Source organism: Streptosporangium sp. NPDC023963 (assembly GCF_040639135.1).
GTDB lineage: Bacteria > Actinomycetota > Actinomycetes > Streptosporangiales > Streptosporangiaceae > Streptosporangium.
In genome coordinates this window covers 329211-345530 of sequence record NZ_JBEZZK010000001.1, presented here as the reverse complement: position 1 = coordinate 345530, position 16320 = coordinate 329211, and the positions used below count along the sequence as shown (strand labels likewise).

Genomic DNA, 16320 nt, shown 5'->3' with positions numbered 1-16320 from the left:
TATGCCCTGTCAAGTATTCACAAGCGATAAGCCAGATCATTCCTATTATTTGCGCCATCGGCAGTCAAGGATTGAAAATTAAACGTGTGTCGGAATGCCGGTTTCGGCCGCAGGGGAAGATCGTCTGCCGTTCTCACGCTCCGACATCGCCGCAGTTCACGGCGATATCGGGAGCGGAAGGTGACCTGCCGCTTCCGTGCGTCGTGAGCCGTCTCACTCTGTGGACACCGATCGTGGCGGGAGGCTACCAAGAGCAAGTGTCCAAAATGCCAATTTCGGTCTTAGTTCATCGGGCTGTCATTTCGGTCGTACTCTCCGGCGATCCGCTCGGCCTCCTCGTCCGTGAGGTCGTCGATCTCCGCGGCCAGGCACTCCTCCACCACCAGCGCCAGCCCGCGGACCGAACGCGTGGTGAACAGGGCGTTGAGCGGCAGGTCGATGCCGACCGCCGAGCAGATCCTGGCGACGACCTTGGTGCCCAGCAGCGAGTGCCCGCCGACGTCGAAGAAGTCGTCGTCGATCCCGATGCCGTTCCTGCCCAGCACCTCGCACCAGATCTCGTGCACCAGCTCCTCGCTCGCCGTGACCGGTCCCGCGGGCGCCGACGACGCCTCCTCCGCGACGGGGGAGGGCAGCGAGGCGCGGTCGAGCTTGCCGTTGGGCAGCCGGGGGAAGTCCCGCACCGGCACGAAGAGGCTCGGCACCATCGTGGCGGGCAGCCGCGACGCCAAAAACGCCCGAAGCTCCCCGGCCGTCACCTCCCCGGCCGCCGTTCCCGCCGCCGTTCCCGCCTCCGTGCCCACGCCCGTCCCGGCGCCCGGGTCCGCGCCGGCACCCGCGCTCGTGCTCGTGTCCACGCCCGTGCTCGTGCCCGTGCCCGTGCCCGTGTCCACGTACGCGACCAGTGCCCGGCCGCCGGGGGCGTCCTCCCTGACCGCGGCGACCGCCCGCCGCACGCCCGGGTGCGCCGCCAGCGCCGCCTCCACCTCGCCCAGCTCGATCCGCACCCCCCGCACCTTCACCTGGCCGTCCGCGCGCCCGAGGAACTCCAGGGTCCCGTCCGGCAGCCGCCGGACCAGGTCGCCGGTCCGGTAGAGACGGCCGCCCCGGCCGAACGGGTCGGGCAGGAACCGCTCGGCGGTCAGGCCCGGCCGTCCCCGGTAGCCGCGGGCGACCCCGTCACCGCCCAGGAACAGCTCCCCGGCCACCCCGGAGGGCACCGGCTCCATCGCCTCGTCCAGCACGTACGCGGTGGTGCCCGCGACCGGCATGCCGATCGACATCGACTCCGCGCCCTCCGGCACCCGGTGCGCCAGCGACCAGATCGTCGTCTCCGTCGGCCCGTAGAGGTTCCACAGCTCGCCGGCGACCCGGTGGATCCGCCCGGCCAGCGACACCGGGAGCGGCTCCCCGCCGCTGAACACGCGCGGCAGCCCGGCGGGCAGCCGCTCCAAAATCTCCTCCAGCACCGACGGCGGCGCCTGCACCGTCGTCACCCCCGCCTCCGCCACCAGCTCGCCCAGCCCGCCGTTGCCGTACGGGGGAGCCAGCACCACCGCGCCCCCCGCCGTCAGCGGGCCGAAGATCTCCAGCGCCGCGATGTCGAACGACAGCGAGGTCAGCAGCAGCATCCGCTCCTGCTCGGTGAACCCGAGCCCGGTGACGAGGTTCACCACCCCGCGGTGCGGCACCACCACCCCCTTGGGCACTCCCGTCGACCCCGAGGTGTAGATCACGTAGGCGGGCGAGTCGGGAGAGACCGGACCGGGGACGAAACCGGACACCCCGTTCGCCGGCAGCGCGTCCAGCAGGATCGCCGGGGGATGGTCGGCCGGCAGCCGCTCCACCAGCGTCGAGCGGGTCAGCAGCAGCGGGCTGCCCGAGTCGGCCAGCATGAACCTCAGCCGCTCGGCCGGGTACTCCGGATCCAGCGGCACGTAGCAGCCGCCCGTCTTCAGCACCGCCAGCAGCGCCACGATCAGCTCGGCGCTCCTCGGCAGGCACACCGCGACAGGTGTCTCCGCGCCCACCCCGCGCTCGCGCAGCCGCCGGGCCAGCGCGCCCGCCCGCTCCTCCAGCCGCCCGTAGGTGAGGGTCCCCTCGGAGGAGACGACCGCCGGGGCGTCCGGCGCCCGCTCCGCCCGCTCGGCGATCAGCTCGTGCAGGCAGCGCTCGGGGTAGGAGGCCTTCGGGCCGTGCCAGGAGGTCAGCAGCCGGGCCCGCTCCCGCCCGTCCATCAGCGGCAGCCGGGAGATCGGCGCCCCCGGGTCGTCGACGGCCGCGCCGAGCAGCGTCAGGAACGCCGACACCAGGCGGCGGATCGTGTCCTCGTCGAACAGGTCCGTGCTGTACTCGACCCAGCCCTCCATCCGCCCGTCCGGGTTGTGCAGCTCCATGGTGAGGTCGGCCTTGGAGGTGCCGTTGTTGTACCGGCCGCGCCCGTCCGCCGCGACCTGGTTGAAACCCACCTGGAACAGCGGCGTCCTGCCGGGGTCGCGGGGCGGGCTCAGCACCTCCACCAGCTTCGCGAACGGCACGTTCTGGTGGTCGAACGCCTCGAGCACGGTCGTGCGGACCCGGTCCAGCGCCTCGCCGAACGTCGGGTCGCCGCCCAGGTCGGTGCGGAGCGGCAGGGTGTTGACGAACATGCCGATCAGCCCGTCCAGCTCCGGCAGCTCCCGCCCGGCGACGGGGGAGCCCACCACGACGTCGGTCCGCCCGCTCCAGCGCGCCAGCAGCACCGAGAACGCCGTCAGCAGCACCGTGAACGGCGTGGTGCCCCGCCGCCTGGCCAGCGCGCCCACCCGCTCGGTCAGCTCCTCGGGCACGGCGAAGTCCAGCGCCGAGCCCACGTACCTCATCTCCGCCGGGCGCGGCCGGTCGGACGGCAGCTCCAGCGGGACGCTCCCGCGCAGCCGCTCCCGCCAGTAGGCCAGGTCGCCGTCCAGCTCGCCGCCGCCCAGCCGGTCGCGCTGCCAGACCGCGTAGTCGGCGTACTGGATCGCCAGCTCGGGCAGCTTGGGCTCGCGGCCCTCGCGCAGCGCCCGGTAGACCTCGGTCAGCTCCCGCCACAGGACGCCGGCCGACCAGGCGTCGAAGATCGTGTGGTGCAGGACCAGCAGCAGCCGGCACTCCCCGCCGCCCAGCGTCACCAGCCGCACCCGCCAGAGCGGGGCGCTGTCCATCCGGAACGGCGCGCGCGCCTCCTCCGCGGCGACCCGCTCGAACTCCTTCGCCGCCGCCTCGGGGGGCAGCTCCGACAGGTCGGTCCTGGCCACCGAGACCGGCACCCGGTCCGCGATCGTCTGCACGACCCGCTCGTCGCGCAGCTCGAACGCCGTCCGCATCGACTCGTGCCTGCCCGCGAGCACCGCCAGCGCCCGCTCCAGGAGGTCGGGGTCCACCGGCCGCAGGTCGGCCGCCTCCGAGCGGATCGCGGTGTTGTAGACGGCCAGGTCGGGCAGGAGCTCGTGCAGGAACCAGATCCGCTCCTGGGCGAACGAGGCGGGAAAGACGTCCATCTAAACTTTCTCCTTCAGGCACTCGCGAAGCTGTTCCGCGATCACGGGCAGGGCGGCCGTCTCGCCCAGGGTGGCCAGCCAGTGCCACTGCTCCAGGGCGTGGCAGAGCCGGTAGAAGGCGAGCCGCTCCGGCCAGTCGTCCGGCAGGTCGCCGTACCCCTCCAGCAGGTACCTCCGCCGATCCTCATCGCCCCTGACCGCGAAGTAGTCGGTCCGCGCCAGGTCCATCAGCGGGTCGCCGCCCAGCGCGTTCTCCATGTCGATCACCCCGGTCATCCGCAGCGGGCCCCCCGGCCCGCCCTCCTCGGCGACCATGACGTTGCGCTCGTGGAAGTCGTTGTGGCACAGCACCGGGGAGTCGCAGCGCTCCACCAGGTGGCGGTGGCGCGCGACGTACGCGGAGAGCTCCGCGTGCAGCTCCGGGTCCCCGCCGAACTCGGTGAACTGCGCCAGCCTCAGGTCCAGCTGCCCGCCCACGTACGCCGCGTTGGAGCCCTCCTGCGGTCCGTCGATCGGCCCGAACCCCTCCACCCGCACGCCGTGCACCGCCCGCAGCGTCCGGCCCATCTCCCGGTACAGGCCCGCTACCTCCCCGGCCGAGAGCCCGCCGGAGACCTCCGACAGCGGCCGGCCCGGCACCTTCGTCATCACCGCGTACGCGTGCGGCAGGTCGCGCCGCGAGACGTCCCAGTGCACCATCTCGGGGCAGGAGGCGCCGCTGCCGCGCAGCAGCTCGTAGACGCGCGCCTCCTTGTGCAGCCGCGCCGCCAGCACGTCCGGGTAGATCTTCACGATGAGCTCGCGGTCGGCGCACCTGACCTCGTACACGGCGCTGATCTCCCCGCCGGTCCGCAGCACCACCTCCCGCACCTCCGCGTCCGGGTACGGGGTGCGCAGCACCGCCTTCGCGCGCTCCAGCGGCAGCGGCATCGTGATCGCCTTGGCGAACGCCGGGGCGGTCCAGGACACGCTCACCCGGTTGCCGACCCGCTCCCGCAGAATCTGGGCCCCGACCAGGTCGTCCGCCGGGGCGTCCGGCATCTCGTCGTCGAACCGCGACAGCACCCGCGTGCGCATCGAGATCAGCACGTGCACCGCGATGCCCAGGCCCAGCACGATGTACATGAGCGCCACGCCCCGGCCAGGGCCGACGCCGATCACCGAGCCCACCGTCGGCGCCAGCGCGCCGCCGGGCACCAGCAGCGGGTTGAGCAGCCGCTCGCCGAGCGGCGCCACCACCGCCATGCCGATCGGCAGCGTCGACCACGACACCATCTGGTTGAGCGACTGCACGCGGCCGTGGAAGCGCTGCGGCACCTTCGTGTGGATGATCGTCAGGAAGGTGCCGTTCACGATCGACAGGCAGCCCCACAGGCCGAACGCCCCGATCCCCACCACCCACGCGACGGGCTGCGACCCGGTGATCACCGCGAACACCGACAGTCCCAGCGTCGCCAGCATCACCCCGCGCATCCGCCGGCGCCTGGGCCCGCCCCACAGCGCGATCACCATGCCGCCCAGCGCCCCGCCCAGGCCGCCGACGAAGGAGATCTGCCCGGCGACGGTCAGCGTGGAGAACGACAGCACCAGCGGCGTGATCGACAGCAGCAGCGCCGAGAGCATCACGTTGAGCGTCGCGAAGTAGATCATCGCCGCCCGCAGGTGCCGGTTGCCGATCGACATCCGCAGCCCCTGAGCGATCTCCTTCGACAGGGGCTCCCTGGGCGAGTGCGCCATCGTGTCCGGGAAGCGGATCAGCAGCAGCGCGCCCAGCACCAGCGCGAAGCTCGCCACGTCGACCACGAGGATGCCGCCCAGGCCGATCGTGGACAGCAGCGCGACGGCCACCAGCGGCGCCGCGAACTGCGCCGTGCCGATCACCATCTGCACCACCCCGGCCGCGTGTCCCATGTACTCCTTGGGGACGAGCTGGGGGAGCGCGGTGGTGAAGCCCAGCCGCTGGAAGATCAGCGCGATCGACAGGCACGCGGTCAGCGGGTAGATGTGCCAGATCTGCAGGGTGTCCGTCCAGAACAAAAGGCCCAGGACGAGCTGCGTGCCACCGGCCATGCAGTTGCCGAGGATCATCATCGAACGACGGCTCGACCGGTCCACGATCGCCCCGGCCAGCGGCGCGATCACCACTCCCGGCATGATCGACAAGGCCACGAACAGGGCGAAGTCCACCAGCGACCCGGTGGTCAGGTAGATCCACACCGGGATCGCGAAGTCCGTGATCGCGGTGCCCACCATCGACACCAGCTGGAACGCCGCCACCACCAGGAACCGCCGCAGGCTGGGCGGCGGCGCCTTGACCCTCGCCTCGGTCTTGACCGGTTTCTCCCGTACGGCGGGTCGCTCGGGAGCGGGAGCCTCCTCCGCGAGGTCCGGGGCGGGGGAGTCGACGGAGACCTCCTCGACCCACCAGCCCGCCCCGGGGCCCCGCGAGGACCGGTCGAGGGTGCCCGCCGCGCCGTACCCCATCGCGATGTGCGTGTTGGTGAGGATCTCCGACAGCTCGGCGGCCCGATACTTCAGGAAATAGTGACCTGCCTCGTCCAAGATGACCAGCGCCGTCGTGTCGCTCAGGAAGTGCCACTCCCGGTAGCGCTCCTGGTAGTAGTCGGTCGTCGGATCCTGCTCGCCCACCACCGAGATGACCGGCGCCCGCAGCCGCTCCACGCGCTCGGCCAGCACCCGCGTGAAGATCTCCTCCGCGATCAGGGTGTCACGCCGCTGGTTGCGCACCATGAACCGGACCTGCTCGTCGTCCAGCCCCGAGATGTCGGTGCCCATCGACTTCATCCGGTTCTCGTACACCCGGTCACCGCGCAGCCGGTCGTAGCGCGTCAGCCGCGCCAGCGGCCCGGCGATCCGGCCCCTGGGCTTGGCGAACGGGAAGATCGCCCCGATGTACACCGCCTCCAGCGCGCGGCCCCGCTCCTCCAGCCGGCGCGCCACCTCCACCACCAGCGCGCCGCCGATGCCGCAGTGCCCGTACAGGGCGAGGGGACCCTCGACGTTCTCCAGGATCTCGGTCACGCACAGGTCCGCGACCTCGTCGATCGGCCTGGTCTCCTCGTCCGGCAACCCGGGGTCGTGCCCGGGGAAGGCCAGCGCGTGCAGCGAGCATCCGTCGGGCAGCGCGTCGGCCAGCGGCTGGAAGATCAGCGGGCTGCCGCCGCCGTACGGCACGCACACGTACGTCATCAGCGCCGGTCCCGGCCTGGTCAGCTCGTACAGCAGGCTCCTCGGCCCCGCGGGACCGGCGGGCCGCTCCACCAGGGCCGCCAGCTCGCGCACCGTGGGGTGCTTGAACAGGTCCATCACCCCGACCGCGCGCCCCCCGACCACCGGCAGCGCCTTGCGCATCCGCGCCACCGCCTGGATCGCGACCAGCGAGTGACCGCCCAGCTCGAAGAAGTCACCGTCGGCGCCGACCGACTCCACCTCCAGCAGCTCCCGCCAGATGTCGGCGATCGCCCGCTCCACCGGCGTCCGCGGCTCGGCCCCCGGCCCCGCCGCCTCGGCGCCCCGCCGCTCCGGCGCGGGCAGCGCCTTGCGGTCCAGCTTGCCGTTCGGGCTCAGCGGCAGCGCCTCCAGCACCACGAACGCCGACGGCACCATGTGGTCGGGCAGCGTCACCTTCAGCGCCCGCCGCAGCTCCGCCCCGTCGAGTCCCGCCCCGGCCGCGCTCCCGCCCACGCCCGCGGGAACGCCCGAGGGAACGTCCGCGGGCACCACGTACGCGACCAGCCGCCTGTCGCCCGGCGCGCCGTCCTCCCGCACCGTCACCACCGCCTCGCGCACCCCCGCGAGCCCGCGCAGCACCGCCTCGATCTCGCCCAGCTCGATCCGCTGCCCACGGATCTTCACCTGGTGGTCGATCCGCCCCAGGAACTCGATCGCGCCGTCGCGGCGCAGCCGCACCAGGTCGCCCGTCCGGTACAGGCGCGCCCCGGCCGTCCCGAACGGGTCGGGTACGAACCGCTCCGCCGTCAGGCCCGGCCGGGCGTGGTAGCCCATCGCCACCTGCGCCCCGCCGATGTGCAGCTCGCCGGGGACCCCGAAGGGCGCCGGCCGCAGGTGCCGGTCCAGCACGTACAGCGAGGTGTTCTCCACCGGGTGCCCGATCGGCACCGTCGCGTCACCCGGGCGGCACCGCCACAGGCTCACGTCGATCGCCGCCTCCGTCGGCCCGTACAGGTTGTACAGCCCCGTCCCCGGCAGCCGCCCGAAGAACCGCTCGGCCACGTGCGCGGTCAGCTCCTCGCCGCTGCACACCACCCGGCGCAGCGACCCGCACGCCTCGACGCCCTCCTCCTCCAGGAACGCCGCCAGCATCGACGGGACGAAATGCGCCGTCGTCACCCCCCGGTCCACGATCAGGTCCCGCAGGTACGCCGCGTCCCGGTGCCCGCCGGGACGGGCCAGCACCAGCCGCGCGCCCGTCACCAGCGGCCAGAAGAACTCCCACACCGACACGTCGAAGCCCGCCGGGGTCTTCTGCACCACCACGTCGTCGCCGGTCAGCCCGTAGACAGCCTGCATCCAGCCCAGCCGGTTGCGGATGCCCCCGTGCGTGTTGGGCACCCCCTTGGGGCGTCCCGTCGACCCCGAGGTGTAGATCATGTACGCCGCGTCCGCCGACGTCGCCGACGGCTCCACGGGCGTGTCCGGCCCGTCGAGCGGATCGTCCAGCACGACCGTCACCACCCCGCCGCCCCGGGGCGCCTCCCTCGCCGAACCCGAACCCGAACCCGAACCCGAACCCGAATCCGCACCCGAATCCGTGAGCGCGCCCGGCACCTCGGAGGCGGCGTGCGGTGCCGCGCCCAGCGGGTCTTCGGGGAGCACGTCGAGCACCGCCCGCTGCGCCAGCAGCACCGGCACCGCCGCGTCGGCCAGCATGAACGCCAGCCGCTCCGGCGGATAGTCCGGATCCAGCGGCACGTACGCCCCCCCGGCCTTCACCACCCCGAGCAGCGCCACCACCAGCTCGACCGACCGCTCCGCGCACACCGCCACCAGGGTGCCCGGCCCCACCCCCAGCCCCCGCAACCGGTGCGCCAGGCGGTTGGCCCGCGCCTCCAGCTCCGCGTACGTCAGGCGCTCGTCCTCGAACTCCACCGCCACCGCCCCGGGCGTCCTGGCCACCTGGGCCTCGAACATCCCGCCCAGCGTCGCCCCGTCCGCGTACGGCTCGCCGGGACCCGTCGCGCACGCCAGCACCCGCTCCCGCTCCTCGGCGGGAAGGACGTCCAGCTCCGAGATCCGCGCCGACGGAGCCGCCACCACCGCCCTCAGCAGCGTCTCCAGCTGCGCGGCCATCCCCTCGACGGTGGCCGCGTCGAACAGGTCGCGGTTGTAGACGAACAACCCGCCCATCCCGTCCGGCTGCTCGGTCAGGAACAGCTCCAGGTCGAAACGCGTCGCCCTGGCCTCGAACACGAACGGCTCCACCGACAGGCCCGGCCAGCGCGTCCCCTCCCTGCGCCCGTAGCTCTGCAGCGCGAAGACCGCCTGGAACACCGGCGACCTGCTCACGTCCCGCTCGATGCCCAGCTCCCCGACCAGCTGCTCGAACGGCAGCTCCTGGTGGGCGTACGCCTCCGTCGTGGTCCGCCTGACCCTCTCCAGCAGCTCCAGGAACCCCGGGTCGCCCGACAGGTCCGCGCGCATCGCCAGCACGTTCACGAACATGCCGATCGCGCTCTCCAGCTCCCGCCGGGGACGCCCGCCCACCGGGGAGCCGATCGCGAAGTCGTCCTGGCGCGCGTACCGGCCGAGCAGCACCTGGTACGCCGCCAGCAACACCATGTACAGGGTCGTGTCGGACCTGCGCGCCAGCCGCGTCAGCCCCTCCACCAGCTCCCGGTCCATGTTGAAACCGTGCGAGGCCCCCGCGAACGTCTGCTCGCCCCGCCGCCGCCCGTCCAGGGGGAGTTCCAGCGGAACCACCCCGGCCAGCTGCGACCGCCAGTACGACAGGCCGGCCTCGGAGACGGGCCGGTCCCGCTGCCACAGCGCGTAGTCGCCGTACTGCAACGGCGGCTCGGGAAGCTCCGTCCCCGAGTAACACGCCCGCAGCTCCTCGGCGAGGATGTCGGTGGACCAGCCGTCACCGCAGATGTGGTGCAGCGCCACCAGCAGCACGTGATCCTCGGCGTCCCCGGCGTCATCCCCGGCGTCCTCGGCGTCCCCGGTGCCCACCCGCACCAGCAGCGTCCGCAGCAGCGGTCCCCGCGCCAGGTCGAACGGCAGCGCCGCCGCGTCGCTCACCAGCCGTATCGCCGATCGCTCGCCGTCCGCCTCCGCCCTCTCCAGCGGAATCTCGACCCGCTCCTCCACCACCGCCGTCGGGCGCCCGTCCCCGTCGGCGGGAAAACGCGTCCGCAGGCTCTCGTGCCTGGCCACCACCGCCCCGATCGCCCGCTCCAGCGCCGCGACGTCCAGCGGCCCCGTCAACCGCAACGTCATCGGGATCGTGTACGCGGCGGTGCCGGGAGCGAACTGGTCCATGAACCACAGCCGCTCCTGCCCGAACGACAGCGGCGCGTCCTGCCCCGGCGGCCGCCGGGGGATCGTGAACACCGGATCCGGCACGCGACGGCGCAACCGTTTCTCCAGCAGTGCTCGCTTGGCGTCGGAAAGCTGTGTGCTGCTCGGGGACCGGCCAGGCGAGGACGTCACACGTGGCTCACTTTCCGCAGGGGGTTGAGACGCGCTCCGCGGCCGGGAAACGCGCCAGGTCTCTCCTAAACCGCTTACCTTTCCTCAGGATTAATGACATTCATACATATCTGTCTGACCGAGTCGAGATCAACAACACAACCCAATTGCCCGCGGGACGGCTTCGGCCGTGTTTCCCGCCCACGCCCGGGGACAAGCTCCCGGCCCGTATCCAGAGGTGAGCTCAGCGCCCGCCCTCAAAGCTCGGCGCCTTTCACGAGGTCGGTTTCGCGCCGCGAGGCGGGGCCTCCCGCCCGCGGCCCTCCCACCCGCTTCTTCCACGCCGTCACGCATGAGCTCACGCACGCACGGGCCGTCACGTATGAGCCGTCGCATGAACGCACGCACGGGCCGTCACGTATGAGCCGTCGCATGAACGCACGCACGCGCCGTCACGTATGGGCCGTCACCCGCGAGGGCCGGCCTCCTCGTACTCCCACGTCCGCAGCACCAACGACCGGCCCTTCTCCTCCGAGAGGACGGGCGGCGCGTCCGTCAGGCGGTATCCCGCCGCGCGGGCCACCGCCACGCTCGCCGCGTTGCCGGCCTCGATCTCCAGCAGCAGCCGGGACACCCCCACCGTCCTGCGGGCGAACTCCGTCATCACCCGCACCGCCCCCGACGCCAGCCCCCGCCCCCGGTAGGCGGCCCCCAGGCCGTAACCGATCTCCGCGACGTCCAGGCCCAGCCCGCTCAGCATCAACAACACCTCACCCGCCGGCTCGCCCCCGTCCGCGGTGATCGCCAGCTGCAGCCGCTCCCCGGACGCCCGCCGCCGCCGGGCCCGCTCCAGGTAGGCCCGCGCCGCCTCCGGGTCGAACGGCGAGGCCAGCGGCGTCCAGTAGGCCACCTCGGGGTCGTCGAACAGCTCCACCATGGCCGCCAGGTCGCCGTCCTCCCATTCGCGCAGCACCACCCCGTGCCCGCTCAGCCTCACCCGTTCGGGAAGGCACACCCGCCCGGCACCGAGGTCGCCCCGCTCCGTCCGGCCATCCCCCGCAGCTTTCACGCCGCCACCTTCCGTCACACCACTTCACGCCGCTTTTGAGCAACCTACTCCGCCCGCGGAGCCGGCATTCGTGTCCGGCGTACGACGTCGCCGGTGCTCCGTTCCCGGACCGCTCCGGCGAGGGCATCGTGAGGTCCGGCCACCCGCCGGTCAATGAGACCGAGCGCCGAGCGCCGGCGGCGATCGTCGAGAGGTGGCGAGAGGTGGGGAGCGCGGCCGGCGGTTTCGCGGGAGTGCGCGAGGCCGCCGTGCCAGGCGCCGGCGCCGGTTTTCGAACCGCCACGTGTCATGCGCGAACCGCTACGTGTCATGCGGGAGATGTCCGAACCGGCCGATCCCGGACCGGCGGAATCGCGCGGTCCCGGACCGGCGGAATCGCACGGTGGTGCCCCGAGTGGGATTCGAACCCACACTGAATGGATTTTGAGTCCATCGACTCTGCCGGTTGGTCTATCGGGGCATTTTTCGCTATTTGTCCGGATCTTGCGCGCCAGCTAAGAGCTTACCTAGAAGTAGATCACTCTCGGGCACCGGCGTGGTCCCAATCTAGCGGACGTCGGTACTCTCTTGCTCGTGAGTACGCAGCGGCGAGTGGTGATCGCGGAAGACGAGGCACTGATCCGCCTCGACCTCAAGGAGATGCTGGAGGAGGAGGGGTATGCGGTCGTCGCGGAGGCCGGGGACGGGGAGTCCGCGGTCAAGCTGGCGATGGAGCAGCGGCCGGATCTGGTGATCCTGGATGTGAAGATGCCCATCCTGGACGGGATCTCGGCGGCCGAGCAGATCGTGTCGCAGCGGATCGCGCCGTGTCTCATCCTCACGGCCTTCTCGCAGCGCGATCTGGTCGAGCGGGCGAGAGACGCCGGCGCGATGGCGTACCTGGTGAAGCCGTTCACGAAGTCGGACCTGGTCCCGGCGATCGAGATGGCGGTCAGCAGGCACGAGGAGATCGCCGCGCTGGAGCGGGAGGTCGGGACGCTCTCGGAGCGGCTGGAGACGCGCAAGCTGGTGGAGCGGGCCAAGGGCCTGCTGATGGAGCGTCACGGGTGGAGTGAGCCGCAGGCGTTCCGGTGGATCCAGAAGGCATCGATGGACCGCCGGTTGAGCATGCGGCAGGTGGCGCAGATCGTGGTGGCGGACGGGGCGGAGCCCGAGGTGGAGGCCCCGGAGGCCTGACCGGGGATTTTCGGGCTCTTTCGGGGGTCCGCGCCCGCCAGGCGCCCGCAGAGCGCGCTCCAGAGGGTGCGGCGCGGACGTCCGGGCGGTCGGAGTGATCCCCGTGGAGACCCTGAGGTCGCCAGTGACCACGGCTTTTGCATCTGATAGCCGAAAAGGATCGGTGTTATAACGAAGCGGCAACGGTGGGCCGTCCTGTATCGACCCGTGACATCCGCTAGTTGTACTAACCGACACAACCCCTGGCCACCCGCCAGGGAGGGCATCTGTGAACTCGGTCCCGACGAGGGGCCGGGCGAAAGGAAGGCAACCTTGCGGCCTAAGACTGCACGCCTCGGTGGAGTGCTTGCCGCCGGTGTGGCGCTCACCCTCGGTCTCGCTGCCTGCAGCAGCGGTGGTACGGAGGCCACGCCGGCTGCTGAGGGTGGCTCCAGTGCTGCCGCCCCCAGCACCGTCAAGATCGGCTTCATGGGTGACCTGACCGGTGCCAACGCCGGCATCGTCATTCCCCCCCGGAACGGTGCGAAGCTCGTCATCGACGAGTACAACAAGACCAACCCGGCCGTGAAGATCGAGCTTGTCGAGTACGACAGCCAGGCGGACCCGTCAAAGGCGGTCGCCCTGGCCCAGCAGGCCATCAAGACCGACAAGATCGTCGGTATGATCGGCCCCGCTTTCTCCGGTGAGTCCGCCCAGGTGGCGCCGGTGCTGGAGGAGGCGAAGCTGCCGAGCATCTCGGCCTCCGCCACCAACGCCGCACTGGCGACGAACGGCTGGAAGTTCTGGCACCGCGTGCTGCCCAGCGACAGCGTCCAGGGCCCCGGCATCGGTGACTTCATCGCGACCGGCGTCGGCGCGAAGAACGTCTTCGTCATCGACGACAAGTCCGAGTACGGCAAGCCGCTGGCCGACGCGGTCAAGGCCCAGCTCGAGACCAAGGGCGTCAAGCCGACGACCGACTCGCTCGACCCGGCCGAGAGCGACTTCTCCTCCGTGGTGAACAAGGTCGCGGCGGCCAAGCCCGACGCGATCTTCTTCGGCGGTTACTACGCCGCGGGCGGCAACCTGCTCAAGCAGCTCCGCGACAAGGGCGTGACCGCGAAGTTCCTGTCCGGCGACGGTTCGCTGGACAAGGGCCTGATCGACGGCGCCGGTGCCAAGAACGCCGAGGGCGCCCTGGTCGGCTGCCCCTGCTACATCGCCACCCCGGACGTCACCGACGCCAAGGTGAAGGCCTTCGCCGACGCCTACAAGGCCGCCTACAGCGCCGACCCGGCCATCTACGCGGCCGAGGGCTACGACGCCGCGACGGTCTTCGTCGACGCCGTCAAGGCGGGCCACGTCACCCCTGACAAGATCAACGAGTTCATCGCCACGGTGGACCTCGCGGGCGTCTCGAAGCAGGTCAAGTTCGAGCCCAACGGTGAGGTCGCGGCGAAGGACATCTACATCTATCAGGTCAAGGATGGTGCGATCGGCCTGCTGGGCAAGGCCGCCGAGGCCAAGCTGGGCTAGTCCGGCGCTGAAGGACAGTAGGTAGTCGACGCGCGGGGAGCGGGAACGCCGCGAATGCGTTCCCGCTCCCCTCGTACTTCCAGAGAGTCCACGAGGTTCTGCTGGAGGCGGTGTGCTACCCGGACGTGCAGGCGACCCCCGCTAGAAGTGGTAATCCCTAGTGCTCAATGACTTCATCAATCAGTTCTGGCCGGCGACGATCGACGGCCTGGCCTTCGGCTCGATCTACGCCCTGATCGCGCTCGGTTACACCATGGTGTACGGCGTGCTGCGGCTGATCAACTTCGCGCATTCCGAAGTTTTCATGATCGGCACCTTCGGTGCGATGTTCGTACCTTTCGTGCTCGGCATCAACTCGCCCCTCACCGGCATCGCGCTGGTCGGCCTCATCGTGGCGATGATCCTGGCCGGCATGCTCGCCTCGGCGGGCACCGCGGTGGCGCTGGAGCGAATCGCCTACCGGCCGCTGCGCAAGCGCGGCGCTTCCCGGCTGGCGGCGCTGATCTCGGCGATCGGTGCCTCGATCTTCCTGCAGGAGCTCTTCGCGCTCCTGGTGATCCCGAACGTCTTCAACCGTCCCGAGCAGGGCAGGATCCAGATGGGTCTGCCCCGCATCATGGAGCGGACCGAGCTTTTCTCGATCTTCGGCCACGTGGTCCGGGTCGACCAGGTCTTCGTCATCGTCGCCGCGATCGGCATGATGGTCGCGCTGGACGCCCTGGTGAACCGCACGAAGATCGGCCGGGGTATCCGCGCCACCTCGCAGAACCCCGAGGCCGCCGTCCTGATGGGCGTCGACATCAACAGGATCGTCCGGATGACCTTCCTCATCGGCGGCAGCATGGCCGGTGTGGCGGGGGCGCTCTATCTGATCTCGTACGAGAACACGAATTTCCTCATCGGATTCCTCTTCGGCATCAAGGCGTTCACCGCGGCGGTCCTGGGTGGCATCGGTAACCTGCGCGGCGCCCTGGTCGGCGGAATCACGCTCGGGCTGGTGGAGAACTACGGAGCCATCTTCTTCGGCTCCGACTGGAAGCACGTGATCTCCTTCACCATCCTCGTCTTGGTCCTGATGTTCCGCCCCACCGGCATTCTCGGTGAATCACTCCAGCAGGCGCGCGCATGAACCAGAAGAATCCCCTGGCAGGCTTCCGCACCGGTCTCGGCCGCTTCGGTGACGCCATGCACGATCGCTGGCAGGACACTCCCGGCTGGCAGCGCTGGATCCTCTATGTGGCCCTGATCATCGGGGCTCTGCTGCTGCCGTCGGAGAGCCTCGCCCCCATCATGTCGCCCTACACCGACTGGGCGAGCATCCTGTTCTTCCCGATCGGGACCTACGTGGTCCTGGCGATCGGCCTGAACGTGGTGGTCGGCCAGGCGGGCCTGCTCGACCTGGGCTTCGTCGCGTTCTACGCGGTCGGCGGCTACGCGATGGCGCTGATCGGCACCAGGCTGGGCTGGAACTTCTGGCTCATCCTGCTGGTCGGCATCGGGATCTGCGCCCTGTCGGGCATCACGCTGGGCGCTCCGACGCTGCGGTTGCGCGGCGACTACCTGGCGATCGTCACGCTGGGCTTCGGTGAGATCATCCGCATCACCGCCCGCAACACCGACGAGATCGGCGGCCCGAACGGCATCCGCGGCATCCCGCACCCGCCGAGCTACGAGGACCTGCACCTGTTCGGGATCAGCATCCCCAACGTGTTCGGGGTCGATCCGTTCAAGTACGGCGTGCTGGACCCGCGACCCTATTACTACCTGCTGGTCGCGCTGGCCGTCATCGTGATCATCCTGGTGAAGCGCTGGGAGAAGAGCCGGGTCGGGCGTGCCTGGGCGGCGATCCGCGAGGACGAGGACGCGGCCGAGGTCATGGGCGTGCCGACGTTCCGCTTCAAGATGCTCGCCTTCGCCATCGGTGCCTCCATCGGTGGCGCGATGGGCGTGCTGTGGGCGGCGAAGGCCATCTCGATCAACCCGAACGACTTCCAGTTCCTGCTGTCGGCGACGATCCTGGCCGCGGTGGTCATGGGCGGCGCGGGCAACCTGCCGGGCGTCATGCTGGGCGCCTTCGTGGTGGCGTGGCTGCCCGAGCGGTTCCGCGGCCTGCAGGAGTACCGCATGCTGATCTTCGGCGCGGTGCTCGTGGCCCTGATGATCTTCCGTCCGGAGGGTCTGCTGCCATCGCGCCAACGCAAGGCGGAGCTGAAAGAGGGGTCAGGCGGGATGGGTACGCTCGGAGCCGAGGTTCCCGGGCCCGAGTCGCAGGGTGAGGAGGTGGCTTCCAAGTGAGCGCCGAAGTGAACCCGGCCGACGCGAGTCCGGCAGGGACGGATCCGAAGGCCGTACCGGCGGAGCGCGCGG

At 70.9% G+C, this 16320-nt stretch carries 7 protein-coding genes and 1 tRNA gene; 4 read left to right on the top strand and 4 right to left on the bottom strand.

Annotated elements, in window-relative coordinates:
* Nucleotides 1–281: 281 nt before the first annotated feature.
* The 4 genes from AB0F88_RS01490 to AB0F88_RS01475 form a co-directional block, all read right to left on the bottom strand.
* Nucleotides 282–3521 carry an amino acid adenylation domain-containing protein gene (locus AB0F88_RS01490; RefSeq protein WP_362676163.1) on the bottom strand — a complete coding sequence of 1080 codons (3240 nt, stop codon included), beginning with the start codon at nucleotides 3519–3521 and terminating at the stop codon, nucleotides 282–284.
* The gene (locus AB0F88_RS01485; protein ID WP_362676161.1) at nucleotides 3522–10214 is read right to left on the bottom strand and encodes an amino acid adenylation domain-containing protein; all 6693 of its coding nucleotides are present in this window, start codon (nucleotides 10212–10214) and stop codon (nucleotides 3522–3524) included.
* Nucleotides 10215–10659: 445 nt separating this feature from the next.
* Complete coding sequence (locus tag AB0F88_RS01480; protein ID WP_362676159.1) at nucleotides 10660–11262, bottom strand: GNAT family N-acetyltransferase; 603 nt, start codon at nucleotides 11260–11262, stop codon at nucleotides 10660–10662.
* A gap of 383 nt (nucleotides 11263–11645) precedes the next feature.
* A tRNA-Leu gene (locus AB0F88_RS01475) sits at nucleotides 11646–11722 on the bottom strand.
* Between the two features lie 113 nt (nucleotides 11723–11835).
* Between AB0F88_RS01475 and AB0F88_RS01470 the strand changes: the two genes are divergently transcribed.
* The 4 genes from AB0F88_RS01470 (at nucleotide 11836) to AB0F88_RS01455 (ending at nucleotide 16248) form a co-directional block, all read left to right on the top strand.
* Entirely contained in the window at nucleotides 11836–12438 is a 603-nt protein-coding gene (locus AB0F88_RS01470; protein WP_362676157.1) for a response regulator, read from the top strand.
* A 342-nt stretch (nucleotides 12439–12780) separates the two neighbouring features.
* Nucleotides 12781–13953 carry a branched-chain amino acid ABC transporter substrate-binding protein gene (locus tag AB0F88_RS01465; RefSeq protein ID WP_362677899.1) on the top strand — a complete coding sequence of 391 codons (1173 nt, stop codon included), beginning with the start codon at nucleotides 12781–12783 and terminating at the stop codon, nucleotides 13951–13953.
* Nucleotides 13954–14113: 160 nt separating this feature from the next.
* Nucleotides 14114–15082, top strand: coding sequence for a branched-chain amino acid ABC transporter permease (locus AB0F88_RS01460; protein ID WP_362676155.1), 969 nt, complete (start codon nucleotides 14114–14116; stop codon nucleotides 15080–15082).
* The gene (locus tag AB0F88_RS01455) at nucleotides 15079–16248 is read left to right on the top strand and encodes a branched-chain amino acid ABC transporter permease (protein WP_362676153.1); all 1170 of its coding nucleotides are present in this window, start codon (nucleotides 15079–15081) and stop codon (nucleotides 16246–16248) included. Before AB0F88_RS01460 ends, AB0F88_RS01455 begins: the two co-directional genes overlap by 4 nt.
* Nucleotides 16249–16320: the final 72 nt, after the last annotated feature.